Raw genomic sequence first — 17,538 nt, 5'->3', positions numbered from 1 at the left:
ACAAATTATAATAAAATTACACTAAGTATAATACGTTACAAACTTAATGTGTACTTTGAATCAAAAAACAATACTAGCATCAGTTCCCCTAGTGACTGTTTTTAAACTATCTAATAGATAAACTATTTAAAAACCCTACGTAAAACAAGTGAAGTAAACATTGGTGAATATAACAGTATCTCTACATTCAGATCTTATTACAGCACAAGAGCTTGCTTATACACCAAGCGGTTTTAGTTGCAACACAATACAACAAGAAATAGAAAGCCAAGAATATGGCGCTTGCACATTTAAGCTCAACAATAAAATTGTTATATTTCGTGTGGGCAAGAGCACACCAACAAAAGTAGGCCATTTTGTTACATTATGGAAAAGAATCCATAATGGTCCTATTACACCGTATCACCTAGACGACGCATTTGACGTAGTTATTATGAGCGTGCGTGATGATAAGCATTTTGGTCAATTTGTTTTTCCAAAAAGAATATTAGAGCAAAAAAATATTATATCTACTAAAGAAAAAAATGGGAAACTTGCCATACGAGTATACGCTCCTTGGATTGAAATAGAAAGTCCACAAGCCAAGAAAACTCAAGCATGGCAAAATAAATATTTTTTTGAGATTCAACCTGTTCTCGATATTTGTAAAATTCAGCTTTTACTTGGCCTGTAGCCTAAAATTCTACAGACAAAACTATTCTTCAGTTAAAGATAAAAGCTCCAGTTATTAAACTTCTGGGTGAAATTTTTATTATAGATAAGACCTTGTACATAAGGTGGTATACCTGCTTTATTTACTTCTTTAAAAACCTTTAAAGCTAGTATACCTGTGTACAGAGCATTGTAAACTAGCTATGATTAAGATAAAAACAGCGTAAACATAGAAATACTAGTACAATGTCAAAAACTCCTTATTTTAGTTATATAAAGTATCTATTGATTACTTTCATTTGTTTTTCCCCTACAAGACTACCTGCTGTTTTAACAAAGCTTTCTTTATTTAAAAATGAGAAACAAGAAATATACTTATTAGGCGATTATCATAAAGAAAATAGTGAAATAGTATTGCCACAATATACTATTATTAGGCAAGCTTTAAATTGTTTTGAGCAACAAGGCACTAAGTGCAAAGTTTTTATTGAAGTTCCACACCATTTTAAAGTGAATAACCCTACAAATAACAGATCCTTACTACTTTCAGTTTCAAACTTTTTACACACGACTTCTTTTAATCACGTCTCTTGGGCAGATAGTGAAATACGCAAACACATCAGTGGCGCTATGGACATAATGCTTCCTGGCTGCTCTATTCCCGACAAAGATACAGATTTTTTTTATGAGTTTCAGGGTAAAAAATACCCTTTTATATCGTTAACCTTTGATCATGTTCAACAAGAATATTTTAAATGGCATCAAAAGATTACAGCTATAAAACAACTATATCCCCCTAAAATACAAGCTTTATTTGATGAAAAACTTATAGAAGTAGTTGAAGTTTTTCAGAACTTAAAAAAATTTCTGATTCGCTATAATGTGTCTAAGGACGAGTCTATTTTAGATGCAGTTATGAAACTCCAAGAAGAATATAATGAAGTTAGTGAAAGACTAGCCTACTATTTTTGTAGACAGCATTTGATGGATTTAGGCTCTTGTCTATTTAATATAATGCTATTTCATCAAGTACTTAGTGCCCAAAGTTATGATAAAATTGTTGTTATAACCGGATCAGTACATACTGATGAGCTTGCTGAGTTACTTTACAAGATAGGCTACACCTATAAAGGCTCAATTGACACTAAGGATACACCACTTTTGCCTGAAGATCTTATTGCTTTAAATAATAGCGTAAATAAGCTCACCTACCCTTTGCTTTCTATTGTCTACTCAAGATTATGTTTGCATAAGTAATATACTACTATTGATTTATTATGAAAAAATAAGTTATTATTATATTGTAATATAAAATATTAATTTAATTTTCTAAAAAAGGAGTTTTTATGAAAAAGACAGTATACATTACTCTAATGTTAATTCTGGGATCTCAAGCTTTACAAGCGGTACAATTAAAACTTTTAAATAAATATAGTGCTCCTGTGCAAGTAGAAGTATATAAAAACAATAGTAATACTGCACAACCGTATAGACTAGAAAGCAATTCCCCTTTAAAAATAGCGGTTGGTAATATAGATGACGTTGAGCGTATTACTATTCAACCTTATGGTCAACTTAAACAGTTTACCCAAATAGGTCAGCAAGAGATAAATCTTTCAGAAGCAAAACAACTAGCTTCCCGTAGTGGTAATAAAGCTATAGTACTCTCTATTAATGCTGGTAGTTTAGCCGGTGGATGGTTGAGTGGTTGGGGCGGCTGGACTTTTACTCCTGAAATCGAGACGGAGTTAAGAGCAAAAACCGCTAATAAGGAAACGATTTCCACTGTATTTCCAAGAGCAGTCCAAGCAGCAAAAGCAGGTAGCCCTATTTATCCGTATTACATATTAAACTTTACTCCTAACGCTACACCAAACCGTGATGAGATAGATAAACGTCGTAGAGATCTTCTATTTCAATTTCATCCAGACCAAATGGAGAATAAGACTTTAGCTACACAAGTATCTAAAATTATAAATACCGCACATGAGCTTGCTCTTAGATTAGGTATTAACAATCAAGATAAAAATCAAAAAGGTACACTGAACCCTGATTTATTTAAAGAAGAGCTTAGTGATGATGATTTTGTTAAACTAAGTCTTCCTTCTGCAGCAAGCGCATCAGCAAATAAAAATATAGACTAATATTTATACTAACATTAAAAAGAGCTAGGATGTATTTCTTGGCTCTTTTTAATGTTATAAAGAAGATATTATAGCACCAAAAATACACGCAAATCTTTATTTAACAGGTACAATAATCATTTATAAACTTCTGTGTAAAATCTTTATTATAGATAAGGCCTTGCACATAGGGTGTGTGACCTTGTTTATTTACTTTGTTAAAGCCTTTAACAGTACCTTCTAATGTCACTAAAAGCTCAAGAACTTTTTCACTTGCTTTGCACTTAGATCCTTTAAAAGCATAGTGCCATAAGGTATTGCCTGCTTTATCACACGTATTTAAACAAAAACCTTTTTTAAGTAATTGGGCAACTGTAGTAACATCATCATGAGCAGCTGCTTGTAAAAGCTGTTTACGTTTCATATCTATATATGCTTTTACTAAAAGATTGGTTGAATAATTTTCATTAGAAATTTTAGGCAATGTACCTATAACTATCTCAAAAGATTCGAGCAATTTTTGCTCTTCCAAGCCGTCTAAATTAAAAGTAGATTGGTTAAGTCTTATAACAAAAAGTAATTGCTCTAGACTTAATCTTTCTAAGCAAGGTAGATGCCATAAGCGTGCATTAGTATCAATAGATCCAGTGAGAGCATAATTACCATCAGGACTAATTGCTGCTGATTTTATACTGTCAGTGTGCCCTTTAAGCTCTTGAAATCCTAGCGTATCTAAGTTCCATAAGCGCGCAGTATTATCCCATGACCCAGTAAGAGCATAGTTGCCTTCAGGGCTGAATGCTAGTGAACTTATACAGCTTTTGTGGCCTTTAAGTACTTTAGATTCTAATGTCTCTAGATTCCATAAGCGTGCTGTAGCATCACCTGATCCCGTAAGAGCATATTGACCACCAGGACTAAACATTACTGAAATTATAATATTATTATGACCTTTAAGTTCAGTAGATTCTAATGTGTTTAAATCCCATAAGCGCGCAGTCTTATCATTAGATCCGGTAAGAGCATAGTTACCATCAAAACTAAATGCTAGTGATCTCACAGCATCTGTATGGCCTTTAAGCTCTTTAGACTCTAATGTATTTAAATTCCATAAGCGAGCAGTACAATCAGCTGATCCAGTAAGAGCATAGTTGCCATCAGGGCTAAATGCTAGTGATCTCACAGCATCTGCATGACCTTTAAGCTCTTTAGATTTTAATGTTTTTAAATCCCATAAGTGAGCAGTACAATCATCTAATCCAACAAGAGCATAATTACCATCAGAACTAAATATTACTGGTATTAATAAAGTACAATTCCCCTTCAGTTCTTTATACTCTAATGTCTTTAAATTCCATAAGCGTATAGTATAATCATCTGATCCAGTAAGAGCATAGCTACCATCAGAACTAAATGCTACTGATGTTACCCAACTTGTATGGCCTATAAGTTCTTTACATTCTAATGTCTGTAAATTCCATAAGCGTGCGGTCGTATCATTTGATCCGGTTAAAGCATAGTTACCATTAGGACTAAAGGCTACTGAGTTCACACAGCTTCTATGTCCCTTAAGCTCTTTAGGCCTTAATGAGATTATTTGTGTAAGTAAGGCTTTATTTTTAGAATTAAGGCAGTTTTAAGAATATCAATACTATCTAGAGGCAAAGTGTTTAAAGTAGCAGCTTGCTGTTGAAGCGTTTGTGATAAAAGTATTTCAAGAGATTTAGTAGCTGCCAAATCACGCAAACAAGAAAGTGTACTAGAGGTCATAGCAAAAGTTGCTAAAACAACTAGTAATCGTAAAGAATAGGTAATCATAAGGTATCCTTGAATAAAATAATATTTTTTTTAGTTACAGTAGTTAGTTATAAATTGTTGAGTAAAATCTTTGTTATGAATAAGCCCTACAACAAAGGGATATTGGCCAGCCTTATTTGCTTTCTTTAACTGCAATTGCATGTTTTCTAAACTTAATAAAAGATTAAGAACTTTTTCACTTGCTTTACCATTAGTTCCTTTAAAAGCATAGTGCCATAAGTTATTACCTGCTTTATCACACGTATTTAAACAAAGACCTTTTTTAAGCAATTGGGCAACTGTCTCAACATCATCATAAGCCGCTGCTTTAAATAACTGGTTACGCTTCATATCTATATATGCTTTTACTAAAAGATTAGTGGCATAATTTTCACTTAGTAACTTAGAAAACGGATCTATAGCTGTAGCAAAAGATTCAAGCATCTGTTGTTCTTTCAAACAGTCTAAATCAATCGTAGATTGTGTAAGTCTTATAATAAAGATTAGCTGTTCAAGTGTAAATTCTTCTAAAGAAGGGATCTTCAACAAGCGCAGAGTATTCTCTGACGCGGTAAGAGCATAGGTGCTATCAGGGCTAAATACTACCGAATTTACAGGATATTCAAGATCATGTATTTTATCAAAATCTAATGTTTTTAAATACCATAGAAGTACAGTACCATCATCTGATCCAGTAAGAGCGTAGTTACCATTAGAGCTAAATGCTACTGAACTTATACCAGCTCGATGTCCTTTAAGAACCTTAGATTTTAAAGTCTTTAAATCCCATAAGCGTGCGGTTTTATCTTGTGACCCAGTAAGAGCAAAATTACCCCCTGGACTAAATGCTACTGAACTTATACCATCTTTATGCCCTTTAAGGCTTTTATACTCTAAGGTTTTTAAATTTAACAAGCATGCAGTACTATCTAATGATCCAGTAAGAATATAGTTACCATCAGAACTAAATGCTACTGAAGTTACCCAACTTCTGTGGCGACAAACTTCTTTAGATTCTAACGTTTTTAAATCCCATAAGCGCGCAGTTCTATCTTCTGATCCAGTAAGAGCAAAATTACCATCTGGGCTCAATGCTACTGATTTTACGTCATGTGTATGACCTTTAAGTTCCTTAATTTTTAGTGTTTTTAAATTCAGCAAGCGTGCAGTCCTATTATCTGATCCAGTAAGAACATAGTTACCATCAAGACTAAAGGCTAGTGAGTTTACCCCGCATTCATAGCCTTTAAGCTTCTGGGATTCTAATGTTTTTAAATTCCATAAACGTATATTCTCCCCAAATGAGCCAGCAAGAGCATAGTTGCCATCAGAACTCAATACTACCGAAGTTATTCCGTATTTATGCCCTTTAAGTTCTTTAGGCTTTAATGAAAGCGTTCTGATAAGTAGCATCTCATATTTAGCAATTAAATCCTTCCTCAGAATATCAATAATATCTTTAGGTAAAGTTTTTAGAGTAATAGCTTGCTGCAGAAATGTTTGCGATAAAAGTAGGTCAAGAAATTTATCTGCTGCCAAATCGCGCAAACAAGAAAATGAATTAGAAAACGTTAAAAAACTAACTATAAGAATAATTACACGTTTAAACGACGTACACACTGAGGCACCTTTAATTAAAAAATATTATTTATTATATTATAACTAACAGTAGGCAATATTTTAAATTTGTCACTTAAGCTTTTTTAAACTAATAAAATAGAGAACAAAAGAACAATAAAAAGGCCCCATCTAAATGGGGCCTTTCAGTAGGTTTTAGAATGAAAACCCAAAAGAAAAACGTGGTGCATATGCTGCACCAATATACATATGACGCACACGAGGACGTGGCATAGCGCGATAAGCTCGTATAACAGCAGGGCGTAGAACTGGATATACCGGTGTTGGACGTACATAGTAGCGTCTAACCGTTGGCACCATAACGCGCTGTATTACAGGTCGTGAATAATACACAGGATATACTGGATAATATGCACTTGCAGCTGAGCTTAATGCCACTAGACCACAAGCGAATGCTTTTAATATGTTAGATACTGTAAACAAATCAGCCTCCTTTCATTTAATATTATATATTACACTTTTTATTTTACTATAATATAAATAAAAGTCAAGCAGAGTTTATTTTTTAGCTTTTAAGCAAGCATGCTGAAAAAAGAGAAAGTACGCAATTTTCTAAAAGAGAAGATAAATAAGAAGGAAACTTGTCAGGTAGTAGGAGAACAAAAAAATACTACCTGACAAATGCTTAATAGCCGAAGTTAAAATTAAAAGCTACCCCGGGCACAGGGTAAGGATAAGGACTTGGGTAATAAGGCTCCCAATAAGCCCCTAAGCCATAGCCATAACCGTAGCCGTAATAACCGCCATATGCAGGGTAATAACTACCATAACACGCTCGACGCGCAGGTCTGCAGCAACTACCGCCGCGTGACCTATACCGTGCTTGAGCCGACACAGCTATGCTTAGTAATAAGAGCAGAGCTATAAACTTACCTTTATATTCTAGATTCATACGAGTCTCCTTTAGGTTAATAATTTACCAAGAGGGGCAGCTTCAGCCGACTCTACAAGTTTTTTATCTGGCGCTAACGTACCAGGATCGTGAGTAATTTTTTCTGGTTTTTTACCAGCTAATTTTTTTTGTAAACAATTTTTTATAAACTTATTTACTTTATGAAAATAATCATCCATACGATAAAATACCGAATCAAAATGGCGCCGCCCTTCTGTCATCCATAACCGCTTATAGCTAGATACTGAATTATTATACACGCTCATTACCGCTTCTTCTGTAGCTTTATCATCTTTAACGCATCCTATTATAAAACAAGGCACTGTAACGTATTTAACTGCCTCTTCGGGGTAGACAGGACAAATACAGGTGTTAACTTGGGTTGCATCCATTTTAGAAATAGTTTTAAGTATGGCTTTTAACAACGATTGAATGTAAGGACTATAGGCGTAGCTTTTAAGCCACGAAGAGCCGGGAATAGCCATTTCATAGCCAAAGATACTAATTTTAAGATGGCTTATACCGCGTTCAAGTAATTTATCGGTTGAATCAAAAGGACAATCTAGTACCATACCTGCAAATAATGTGTGATCTTGAGCTTGCGCAAGTATAGAAGCAACGGCCCCCATAGAAAAACCATAGACAAAAAGTGGTTTATTTTTAATCACTGGATGGTTTTTAATAAACTGTGCCGCAGCAATAACATCATAGGCCTCATCACGACCAAAAGTGCAACATTGCCCTTCACTGTCTTCGCCATGAGCACGAAAATCAAAAGTCATACAATTATAATCTTTAAACATAAGGCGCAAAAAATTAATATCAAACTTATCGCACATAAAACCATGACAAATCAATACCGTTGCAGTAGCGCGAGGATTGACAATAAGCAAGCCTTTACGGGTAATCTTTTTATCTGAAAGCACATTTTCACGTGCATCAAAAGATACTTTTTCTTCATAAGTATGCTTTAAATATTTTTGCGCTTTACGAGGCAACTCTTGAGCACAACTAAAAAAAGTGCTCGCTGCTAATATACCGTAACTTATGTAATAGTTCATATAAATACCCAACCCCTGCTATTTAACTCTACCGACCTATTTTAGTTTATATTACTATATATAAATTGCTAATTGCAATATTTTTAATAAAAGTTTAATTGTATCTTAAGCATACACAGCTATAAGCAACTACTTTTTATAAGCTTGTAAGCGCTTATGATACAAATATTTAAGATCTTTTAATGAAAGCATAGGCTGATTATAAGATGCCCCAGGAAGACTTGCCCAAATAGGAGAAACTTTTTTGATTGCTAACTCAAATCTTCCTTCAACAACATCATAGAGAGCACCCATCTGACGAATAAGCGCTAAAGCAAGTTTGTCCTGACTTTCAGGACCAAAGTTTTTCAGACATAATTTAGGAGCCCACATATCCCAAGTGCGTTGCAGTATTTGATAGCGTCCAGCAGCACTTGATTTAAGCAATTGTCGGCGAGACATATACGTAAGCACTTTACGTGGATGATCACTATAACCGTAAAATACCTGGCCACCATAGAGGGTATTATACCCATTAATGTGTAGGGTCCCTTCAGCATAAGCAATGACATCTAAAAATGCTTTAACGCGCGATTCTTTTAAGAGCGTTTCAAGATTAAGCACCCATTTAGGATGAACAGGTGCGCGTACTTTGGGAGCTGTAAAAAAAACAAGTAATCCAGCACTAAACAAACTTGCTAATGCTATTTTGATTAATTTTTTGAGCATAGTTTCTCCGTTATTAAAGCAACTTTGCTTATTAATTACTCATTATACATTTTTTTATCTTTAATTAAAACAAAAAGAGGTGCCGATTTTACGGGCACCTCTAAAATACGTTTTTTAAGGAGAGATTTTAATCTTGAGTAACAGCTTCATTAATGGATTGTAAAACTGCTCGTTTAGTCATTGGTGGATGATCAAAGCGCTTAATAACTTGACCATCTTTAACAATAAGTATCTGAGGAATACTACCTTTAATATCAAACTTTTGCACAAGCTCTTTAGGATTATCGCTTAAGTTAATTTGTACAAAATGAGCTTTATCTTTAAGTTTAGCCGCTGCAGATTCAAGCAAAGGAAGTAAAGCATGGCAAGAACTACAGTAATCAGCTCCTACATCAACAACCACATAGCCTGATTTTTTTGCAATAGCATCAAAGTCTTTTACTGTTACAACGGGAGTAAGCTTTAAAATAGCGCTATCTTGGTTGGCTTCGTAATAGTTTTTTTCTAATGTTTTGGCAAATTCGTCATTAAAACCGTGTTCTTGCAAAAACATACTAGCATCAAGAGCAGCTTTAATACCGTCACCTGCTGCTACACCCGCTTGACGATAGACAAAATCAGCAACATCTCCAGCAGCATATATGCCTGGCAATGAAGTTTCTTGAGTACGATTAGGCAATGTTATATACCCTTCAGCATTAGTCTGAACATATTTTGAAAACACCTGTGTATTTGGTGTATGGCCAATAGCTAAAAATACCCCATCTATAGACATCGAGGTTGTTTTGCCGGTTGCTTTATCTTTAAGCTCTATACCAGTAACTTCTTTTTCTTTACCAGGGTGATTTTGACCGGTTATTTGGAGAACTTCGGTGTTGTATAATACTTGAATTTTTTTTGAATCAGTTATACGTTGCTTCATTGCAGGAGCTGCACGCATGGCAGAACCACGCACAAGCATCGTAACATTTTTAGCATACGAAACGAGTAAGCTAGCTTGTTCAACGGCTGAATCACCACCACCTATTACTACAACATCTTTGTCTTTAAAATACGGAGCATCACACACTGCACAGGTTGTAACTCCTTTACCCCAATACTCTTCCTCACCTGGGCAGTTAAGACGCTTTGGCGTTGCGCCTGTAGCTATAATAACCGTTAAAGCATTGATTTCGTGGCCTTCATCGGTAGTTAATTTAAAAGGCCAAACGCTTAAGTCTGCCGCTTCTATTTTACCTGTAGCAAGCACTGCACCAAACTTTTCTGCTTGATTACGGTTTTGAGCAATCAACTCTGTGCCAAGCATTTTCTTAGTACCTGGCCAATTTTCTACATACGTTGTCGTAGTAAGTTGCCCGCCTGGCTTTTCACCCTGAAAGACAACGGTATAGAGCGATGAACGAGCCGTATAAAGCGCTGCACTCAAGCCCGCAGGACCTGAACCTACAACAACAACAGGCACTATATTTTTAAGATCTTTTAATGCAGCAAGAGAATAGGCAGAACCCCCTACTTCTTTTTTATGGATAATCTTAAGATGCGGCCTTTTTACAAACCAGTAAGCTCCTGCGCTACTTACCAGTAACACAGCAGCTAAAGTAGTAACATATCTAGTCATAGTATATCCTTACTGTAAAGTTAATTTATTTCTTTAAACTCTTATACTAAGGCCTTTTGACAAATAGAGCATACATCTTAGACTAGTAAAGAGAATTCATATTAACATTAGTATACTACACAGTACAAGAAAGGTAAAAACGCTTATGAATTTTGCAACTAAAGTATCTACTTTAGCAGTCATGTTGTTTGCTTTAACTGGCACAACTTTTTCAGTACCTAATAATTTAGAAGAAGTGATACTACCAGTAACTGAAGAAACACGTGCGTTACAGCTCAATTTGTTGCTTGAAAAAAACCTACAGCATCTTGATGAGCTTAACTCTACGCTTCAATATTTAGGGCAAGCTATAGGCAAGGGCACCATAAAGCCATTGCATAAAAAAGATGCTCTTGACTGGTCTTCTGCTCATCAAGCAGCAATTAGAAGACTGGCAAAATCGTATACGCATCCGCTTACTGAATCTCAATTACATACTTTAAGCAGCTCCATTAAAGTTCTTGCTTTACAAGTATCAAGCATATTAGATAACAAATTCATATCCGTACCGGTGGCTGATTTAGATACAGCAGCTCCAACACGCGTAGCTCAGTATACAAGTTTAGAATCTATTTCAAAACTAACTTGTTCTAATGATCTCCTTATTAATCTACTTAAACAAAAAGCTGATAAAGCAGGCCTTACTACGATAAACATAGTAGCGCGCAAGCTTGATGCTTTTAATGATAGATTTTATATTACTAATTCTTTAAAATATATACCGCTAGCAACAATCACTGCTGCAACAGCTATTCACTTTATGCCAAACAATTGGTTTCCTCAAACTGGTACATTACGTGATATCAAGTCCTTTATGGGTACTTCTTACTTATACACACAGGAAAATATACCAGGAAATCAGACAGCAAAGAGTACTCGTTTAACTCCCGCAGCACGACGTGAATGTAGACGTTTAAGTCGGCAACTCAAAACAGCAGCACCAACTCGTGGCATTATAGGTATTTTAGCTGAAGCATATAATGACAAAGAAACCTACAAATTAGGAACTATAGTTGCAGGCGTAGGTATGTGGACATTTAGTAAAATACCATTGCCCGATCAACTAGAAACAGTAAAAAATGATATAAAAGGAAAAATACGTAGTAAATGGGAGCAACTTAAAGGTTTTGATAGCAACTCAACTAAAAGAGGCTACGATTATGCTATTAAGATGACACTCGATGACGAAAAATTAGTAGGACTTGAAAGTCAAACAGCTGAGTTACGCAAATTAGTAAAATATATTACTGCACCAGAAATATACGATCGCTCAAACGCTAACTTAGAAAAAGGACTTTTACTTGTTGGCCCATCACGTAGCGGTAAAACTTTTGCAGCACGTGCACTCCATGGAAGTATAAACAAAGCACTTGCAGAAAAAAACGCTGCCACTAAATTTGGCTTTAGAGAGCTTAAGTGGAGCGACATTGTATGGAAAAAAGATGGTGTTCAAAAGATCTTAGAAGAAGCTAAAAACAATGCCCCTTGTGTACTGTTTATAGATGAAATTCATACGTTGCCACTGCAAACAAAAGAGTGGGGAGGCGACGTGCTAGGTCAATTTTTAACCGGCATGAGCGGCATTAACAGTGAAAGCGATGCAAAGCATCAAGTTATACTACTTGGAGCGACTAATCATCCTGAAATGCTTGATTTTGCCTTACTGCAACCAGGGCGCTTTGGTACTATAATACATTTTGAAAAACCATCCTACGAAAATCGTAAAAAGTATTTTGAAGTACTCTTTAAGCATAATGCTATTGATACAGAAGGAATTTGTATCGATACACTGGCTCGCCAAACAGAGCAATGCTCATACGGTGACTTAGAGTTTATAATAAAACAAGCCCGCTTTGTAGCTCGTACACAAGCTAAAGGGGTAAGCCAAGAGCATTTACAAGAACAGGTTAATATTCATGTACGTAGTTTTAAAACACTACTGCCGCTTACTGCTCAAGAAAAAAACATACTTGCATTACACCAAGCAGGCCACGCTCTAGCAAGCATACTGCTTAACCCTGAAAACAAATTAGAATCGGTAACGATACTCCCTAGACATCGTAAAATTATAGAAAAGCGTCTATGGACAGATAAGCAAGAAGCTCAACACAAAACTCAAACAACAAAGTTTGGCGGCTTGTTTACCTATAATTATTCAGAAGCACTTAAGCTTCAAGATGCTCAAGAGAAAACAAAGCAATGTATGATCCAACTTGCTGGGCCTTTAGCAGAAAAAATAGTACTTGGTTCATCTGGATCGCACCATCATACAAAAGATAAGCAAAAAGCTCTTAAGTATGCACAAGAGGTGCTACTTGACGGACTATTACTGGAAGATCTTTCAAAACAAGCACAACAGGATATTAAGCAACAAGCTTATAGTATGTTACAAAAACTTGAATTAGAAACAGAGCAACTACTTAAAGATAATAAAAATGCTCTTGTTTCTGTAGCTCAAGAATTAGAAGAAAAACATACGCTTGATGCAGAGTCTCTTAAAAAACTTATAGATACTCATAGATAAATAGCAAAAAATCGGTAAAATAGAGTAGTAGCTAGTATCTGCTACTCTTTACCAAAACTCTTATTGTAATTTAAAAGAAAGGAATCCCATGGGATTAAAAATGTTACCACTTAGTTTATTGTTTGCTCTTAGTACAGGCATAAGTACTTATGGACAACTAACAGAGCCAGCAGTACAAACAACAACTCAAGATCCAAAATTTCTTGAAGCTCTCTTGCAACGCGTTCTTAAACAACTTGCAACAACAGATAAAGCTTTAGAAGAGCTTGCCCAATCAGTTAACAATAACAGTATTAAAGTAGATGACAAAAAAGCTATACGCGATTATGTTACAAGCTTAAGAAGCTTTATTTTAGAAGTACGTCAAGGCAAGCAATTTGAACTTAGCCATGCTACTATACCGTTAATTCTTGACGTTAATAAATCAATTTTAGAACAGGTTAATAGCTCTCTTGTTAACGGACTTAAGCAGATTCCTACTTTAAAAACTCAAGAATTTGTTAACCGCTCTTATCAAGCAACACCGCTTAAAGCAAGCATGGTTAAAAGAGCTTTAGACCACAATGAAGCTGAGTTAAAAAATATCGCTAAAAATTACGCATTTGTTGGTTCAACGCCATTAAACCGTTTTACCAAAAGAACAACACAAATTGCTAATGAGTGGAATTTACCAACCATTGCAAAACGTGCTCTACCGTATATTGGTTTAGGTGCTTATTATGTGCTTATAACACCCCCAAACAAACTACCTGATTATCCAGAACCGACTGTTACTACTCGTACACCACTGCCAGACATAATTAATACAAAAGGGGAAAGAGAAAAGCATACTTTGGAAATCACGAAAGACAATCCTATTAAAACAATAAGCCCTATTGGCAACTTTTTTCAAAATTTAAAGAATTTAATAGGTTCATTGCCTAAAAAAGAAATAGAAAGCAGACCTAAATTACCAGTAGGTATTCCATTAGCACAGGGTGCTTCAAGTACCTCTTCTAGAAGTCTAGAGCAAATAGGTGAAGATTTGGTAATTATTGGTGCTCAAATAGGTAATCAAACTACTGTACAAACGCATACTACCAGTAATGGTAGTGGTTTAATTGGCAACATGATTAATCCTTTAGGTAGATTTATAAACGTTGATACATCAAAACCATTCTATACCATTACTCCTGCAGCTATCTTTGCTCCTATTATTATGAAAGATGCCAAAGAATTAGCTGGTTGGGCGTCAACTCAGACTATGAAAAGTATCGCTTATCTAAAGGGTGAAAGTTTTGATACTGGTTCTCCCGTTAAATCATCTCGTAGCACTTTTAATGACGTTATTGGACTATCTCAAGCAAAAGCTGAACTAGGTAAAATAGCGAGCTATTTTAAACATAAAGCTAGCTTAGATAGAACAGGTGCTGCTATAGAACGTGGTTACTTACTTGTAGGTCCCGTTGATGCAGGTAAGGCTCTTGCTCATGCTCTTGCAGGAGAAATTACCAAAGAACTTAAAGCTCAAGGTAAAACCGATAAATGCGGCATCTATGATATTCATGCTTCAGCGCTGCTTAAAAAAGAGCTAGGCGACGTTATCAAAGAAGCTGACAAAGCAACACCTGCTATTGTTGTTATAAATGAGCTTGACTGGCTTACCCATCAAGAAATTGACGCTAAAGTATGGGGTGACATTGTTACTACTATGACAGGGGCTATCAAAAATCCTAAAAAGCCCGTGATTATTATAGCAACAGCTCAAGATGCTCAAGCTCTTACCAATGCTTTAGGCAGTTCAGCTCAGCTAGGAGTAACGATTACTTTTGGACAACCAAGCGACGAAGACAGAGCAGTGTTCTTTACCCGTGAACTTGCTAATTATGGTGTTTCAAAAGCAGAATTTAATATAGCTGAATTAGCTCGTCAGACGAGTGGCAGTTCACTGACTACTTTAGGTGCTGTAGTAAAACATGCTTTAAATAGAGCCCATATAGCTCAAAGAACACTAACCCATGATGACATTGAACAAAGTATTAATACTTTAGTGTATGGCATTAGCGCTCAGCATCGCAGTCCACTGGCTCTGGAAAAACAGGTACTTGCAGCACATTACGCTGGTAAAATAGTAGCTCATAATACGCTTGATATGCCAGAACAATTAGTTAAAGCAACGATATTACCAGTAACTACTAAAACTGGTATACGTCAAGGTGCGCTCTTTACTTATGCTCCTGATCACAGAGCATTAACAACTACGCAACAAGATAAAGAAAAAGCAGTTATTATAGAACTTGCAGGTCTTGCAGCTCAAGAAGTATTGCTTGGCTCAGTGTCACATGCTGTTGCTCAAGAGACAAAGCAAAAAGTATTTGCTCAACTAAAAGAGATTGTATTTGAAGGTATTAACGAACAAGATATGCCAAAAGAGCTAAAAAACACCAAGCTTGCTCAAATATGGCATCTTATGGAAGAGTACACGCAACGTGCAAAAAACTCTCTGCATGAAAATAAAGAAATACTTGAAAAAGTAGCTAAACAACTAGAAACTGAACAAACCATTAGTGTATACTATAACAACTAATAGTAGTACCTAGTACAGTTAAGTGCATAAAAAGAGGCGAGATTACGATCTCGCCTCTTTAATAATTCTTAGACTCTTGGTGCTGTTTTTGTAGTGTTAGCGCCTGAGTTGAAAACTTTAGGATCAACGTATTTCATCCAATCTTCATTTGTTAGTCTAGGATCTCCAGGCTTTACATCTCTTGGCTCTGACTCTGCCCACCAATCTGATGGTTCTGCTCTATCAAGAAAACTGAAAGCTAACTGAGTATAGCTTAATCCAACAATAAGACTTAATAGTAACTTAGTAAATAATTTCATAACTCTCCTTTATTTTTAATTATAGGTTTAGTACTAAGTATAAAATTATTTATGCATAATAGTCAATAATTAAATTAACTATTTGTAAGTGACTCTATGAGAGCTAGCCGTTCAGCATAGCGACCACCTTTAAACTTACCCGTAAGCCAAGCAAATACACACTGCTCAGCTTCTTCTTGAGTCATACAATCAGCTGGAAGCACGAGCACATTTATATTATCATCTTCTTTTGCCATACGCGCTAGGCCTTCTGTCCAAACAAGCCCTGCTCTAATATGTTTAAATCTATTGGCTACTATAGCCATACCAACGCCATTGCCACAAAGTAGCACTCCAGCATCTACGGTATTAGAGAGCATAAGTTGTGCAACTTGAGCACCAAAGGTGGGATAATCTGATCTTTCTCTAGTGTAAGCTCCTACATCAACCCACTCAACAGTCCAGTTATCAAAAGCAGTGCACGACAGTAAAAATTCTTTAATTAAAAACCCGCGGTGATCTGAGCCAATGGCTATCTTACTATGCATATAACCCTTTTTAGTTTACACTTATTGAAGTCTTACTACTCTTTTGTATACTTTTTTACTTACCTTTTACCATAGTAGGTCTTATGCATTATCAAAAGTTTTTTCCCTTACTACTAGCCACTCGTTTTATACGAAGCTCATCTAACGAAAAAAGCCTCTCTCTTATGATTCGAGTCTGTTTTATAAGTATTTTAGTTGCTACTTTTGCTTTAACCTTAGTAGCAGCTATTATGAATGGCTTTGAAAAAGCTACTCATGCAAAATTAAAAAGCATTCATGCAGATGGAACACTTACCTCACGTGGTCATGCTCTTGATTATTCTAAACTTTCTCAGGTACTCAAACAAGAGTTTAAAGACAGTATTCTAGCTGCAAGCCCCGTTGCCTTTGGACAACTGTTAATTAAAGCTACTACTAAGCATGCTACACCACAGCTCATAGCGCTTAAAGGTATTGATGCTACACTCGAAGCTCAAGTAAGCACGCTGCATACTATGCTTTTACACTCTAAGCCTACGTGGATTTCTAGCTTTAGCTCTCATGGATTAGTTATAGGCAACGAACTTGCACAACAGCTTGGCGTTACATTAGGAGACACAGTCATTTTACTGCTGCCTGAAGATGATCAAGTTGAAAGTACTAAAATTACGCTCTCAACCAAAGAAGCTACCATAACTAATATATTTAAAACAGGTATTAATGAGTTTGATGAGCATGTAGCTTATTGTTCACTTGATTTTTTTAAGCAGCTTTTTAATACAGGTATTACGCAAGTAAATCTGGCATTAGCAGATCATAAAAACGAAAATCTAGTTTTACAAGCGCTTACAAAACGTTTAGGCCTTGAAGCTTACTCCTGGAAAGATCTCTATCCTGCCTTAGTGTCAGCATTGACCTTAGAAAAGTATGCTATGTGGGTAATTTTAACACTTGTTACCATTGTAGCAAGCATGAATATAGTGGCATTGCTATTTATGTATATAACCCAAAAACAACGAGATATAGCTATTTTAAAAGCTATGGGTATGCACAGAAGCTCTCTACAGTTAGTGTTTATAATTTTAGGCATGGGTATTACACTTACTGCTACTACCT

The 17,538-nt window shown here is 35.7% G+C and carries 16 protein-coding genes; 6 read left to right on the top strand and 10 right to left on the bottom strand.

The features are described from left to right. Positions 1 to 160 precede the first annotated feature (160 nt). From H0X48_00080 to H0X48_00070, 3 genes are all read left to right on the top strand, one after another. Positions 161 to 673: a MepB family protein gene (locus H0X48_00080; GenBank protein ID MBA3953703.1), complete on the top strand. Its 513-nt coding sequence runs from the start codon at positions 161 to 163 to the stop codon at positions 671 to 673. A gap of 263 nt (positions 674 to 936) precedes the next feature. Beyond that, complete coding sequence (locus H0X48_00075; protein MBA3953702.1) at positions 937 to 1,908, top strand: hypothetical protein; 972 nt, start codon at positions 937 to 939, stop codon at positions 1,906 to 1,908. Between the two features lie 89 nt (positions 1,909 to 1,997). Further along, on the top strand, positions 1,998 to 2,795 hold the full coding sequence (locus H0X48_00070) for a J domain-containing protein (GenBank protein ID MBA3953701.1): 798 nt from the start codon (positions 1,998 to 2,000) through the stop codon (positions 2,793 to 2,795). Between the two features lie 100 nt (positions 2,796 to 2,895). Here H0X48_00070 and H0X48_00065 read toward each other — a convergent pair whose 3' ends face one another. The 8 genes from H0X48_00065 to H0X48_00030 form a co-directional block, all read right to left on the bottom strand. Then, positions 2,896 to 4,326: a WD40 repeat domain-containing protein gene (locus tag H0X48_00065; GenBank protein MBA3953700.1), complete on the bottom strand. Its 1,431-nt coding sequence runs from the start codon at positions 4,324 to 4,326 to the stop codon at positions 2,896 to 2,898. A gap of 41 nt (positions 4,327 to 4,367) precedes the next feature. Beyond that, the gene (locus tag H0X48_00060) at positions 4,368 to 4,592 is read right to left on the bottom strand and encodes a hypothetical protein (GenBank protein MBA3953699.1); all 225 of its coding nucleotides are present in this window, start codon (positions 4,590 to 4,592) and stop codon (positions 4,368 to 4,370) included. A 30-nt stretch (positions 4,593 to 4,622) separates the two neighbouring features. After that, positions 4,623 to 6,191 (bottom strand): WD40 repeat domain-containing protein, encoded by a 1,569-nt coding sequence (locus H0X48_00055; protein MBA3953698.1) that lies wholly within the window; start codon positions 6,189 to 6,191, stop codon positions 4,623 to 4,625. A gap of 153 nt (positions 6,192 to 6,344) precedes the next feature. After that, positions 6,345 to 6,632 (bottom strand): hypothetical protein, encoded by a 288-nt coding sequence (locus H0X48_00050; GenBank protein ID MBA3953697.1) that lies wholly within the window; start codon positions 6,630 to 6,632, stop codon positions 6,345 to 6,347. A 202-nt stretch (positions 6,633 to 6,834) separates the two neighbouring features. Further along, complete coding sequence (locus H0X48_00045; protein MBA3953696.1) at positions 6,835 to 7,101, bottom strand: hypothetical protein; 267 nt, start codon at positions 7,099 to 7,101, stop codon at positions 6,835 to 6,837. 11 nt (positions 7,102 to 7,112) lie between these two features. Then, entirely contained in the window at positions 7,113 to 8,162 is a 1,050-nt protein-coding gene (locus H0X48_00040) for an alpha/beta hydrolase (GenBank protein ID MBA3953695.1), read from the bottom strand. Between the two features lie 129 nt (positions 8,163 to 8,291). Beyond that, on the bottom strand, positions 8,292 to 8,870 hold the full coding sequence (locus tag H0X48_00035; GenBank protein MBA3953694.1) for a glycoside hydrolase family 104 protein: 579 nt from the start codon (positions 8,868 to 8,870) through the stop codon (positions 8,292 to 8,294). A gap of 127 nt (positions 8,871 to 8,997) precedes the next feature. Continuing rightward, on the bottom strand, positions 8,998 to 10,488 hold the full coding sequence (locus H0X48_00030) for an FAD-dependent oxidoreductase (GenBank protein ID MBA3953693.1): 1,491 nt from the start codon (positions 10,486 to 10,488) through the stop codon (positions 8,998 to 9,000). Positions 10,489 to 10,633: 145 nt separating this feature from the next. On the opposite strand from H0X48_00030, the gene H0X48_00025 reads away from it, so the two are divergent. Both H0X48_00025 and H0X48_00020 read left to right on the top strand, forming a co-directional pair. Beyond that, entirely contained in the window at positions 10,634 to 13,051 is a 2,418-nt protein-coding gene (locus H0X48_00025; GenBank protein ID MBA3953692.1) for an AAA family ATPase, read from the top strand. Between the two features lie 88 nt (positions 13,052 to 13,139). Next, positions 13,140 to 15,617 (top strand): AAA family ATPase, encoded by a 2,478-nt coding sequence (locus H0X48_00020; protein MBA3953691.1) that lies wholly within the window; start codon positions 13,140 to 13,142, stop codon positions 15,615 to 15,617. 68 nt (positions 15,618 to 15,685) lie between these two features. Here H0X48_00020 and H0X48_00015 read toward each other — a convergent pair whose 3' ends face one another. After that, on the bottom strand, positions 15,686 to 15,916 hold the full coding sequence (locus H0X48_00015) for a hypothetical protein (GenBank protein MBA3953690.1): 231 nt from the start codon (positions 15,914 to 15,916) through the stop codon (positions 15,686 to 15,688). A 74-nt stretch (positions 15,917 to 15,990) separates the two neighbouring features. Then, positions 15,991 to 16,443, bottom strand: a complete 453-nt coding sequence (locus tag H0X48_00010) for an RpiB/LacA/LacB family sugar-phosphate isomerase (GenBank protein MBA3953689.1) — start codon at positions 16,441 to 16,443, stop codon at positions 15,991 to 15,993. Between the two features lie 83 nt (positions 16,444 to 16,526). Here H0X48_00010 and H0X48_00005 point away from each other — a divergent pair. Further along, a partial coding sequence (locus H0X48_00005; GenBank protein ID MBA3953688.1) for an ABC transporter permease occupies positions 16,527 to 17,538 on the top strand: 1,012 nt, incomplete at its 3' end.

The organism is Candidatus Dependentiae bacterium (assembly GCA_013821315.1).
Taxonomy (GTDB): domain Bacteria; phylum Babelota; class Babeliae; order Babelales; family Babelaceae; genus JACDHA01.
Note: the sequence above shows the minus strand (reverse complement) of the source record. Positions and strands in the feature narration are given on the sequence as shown.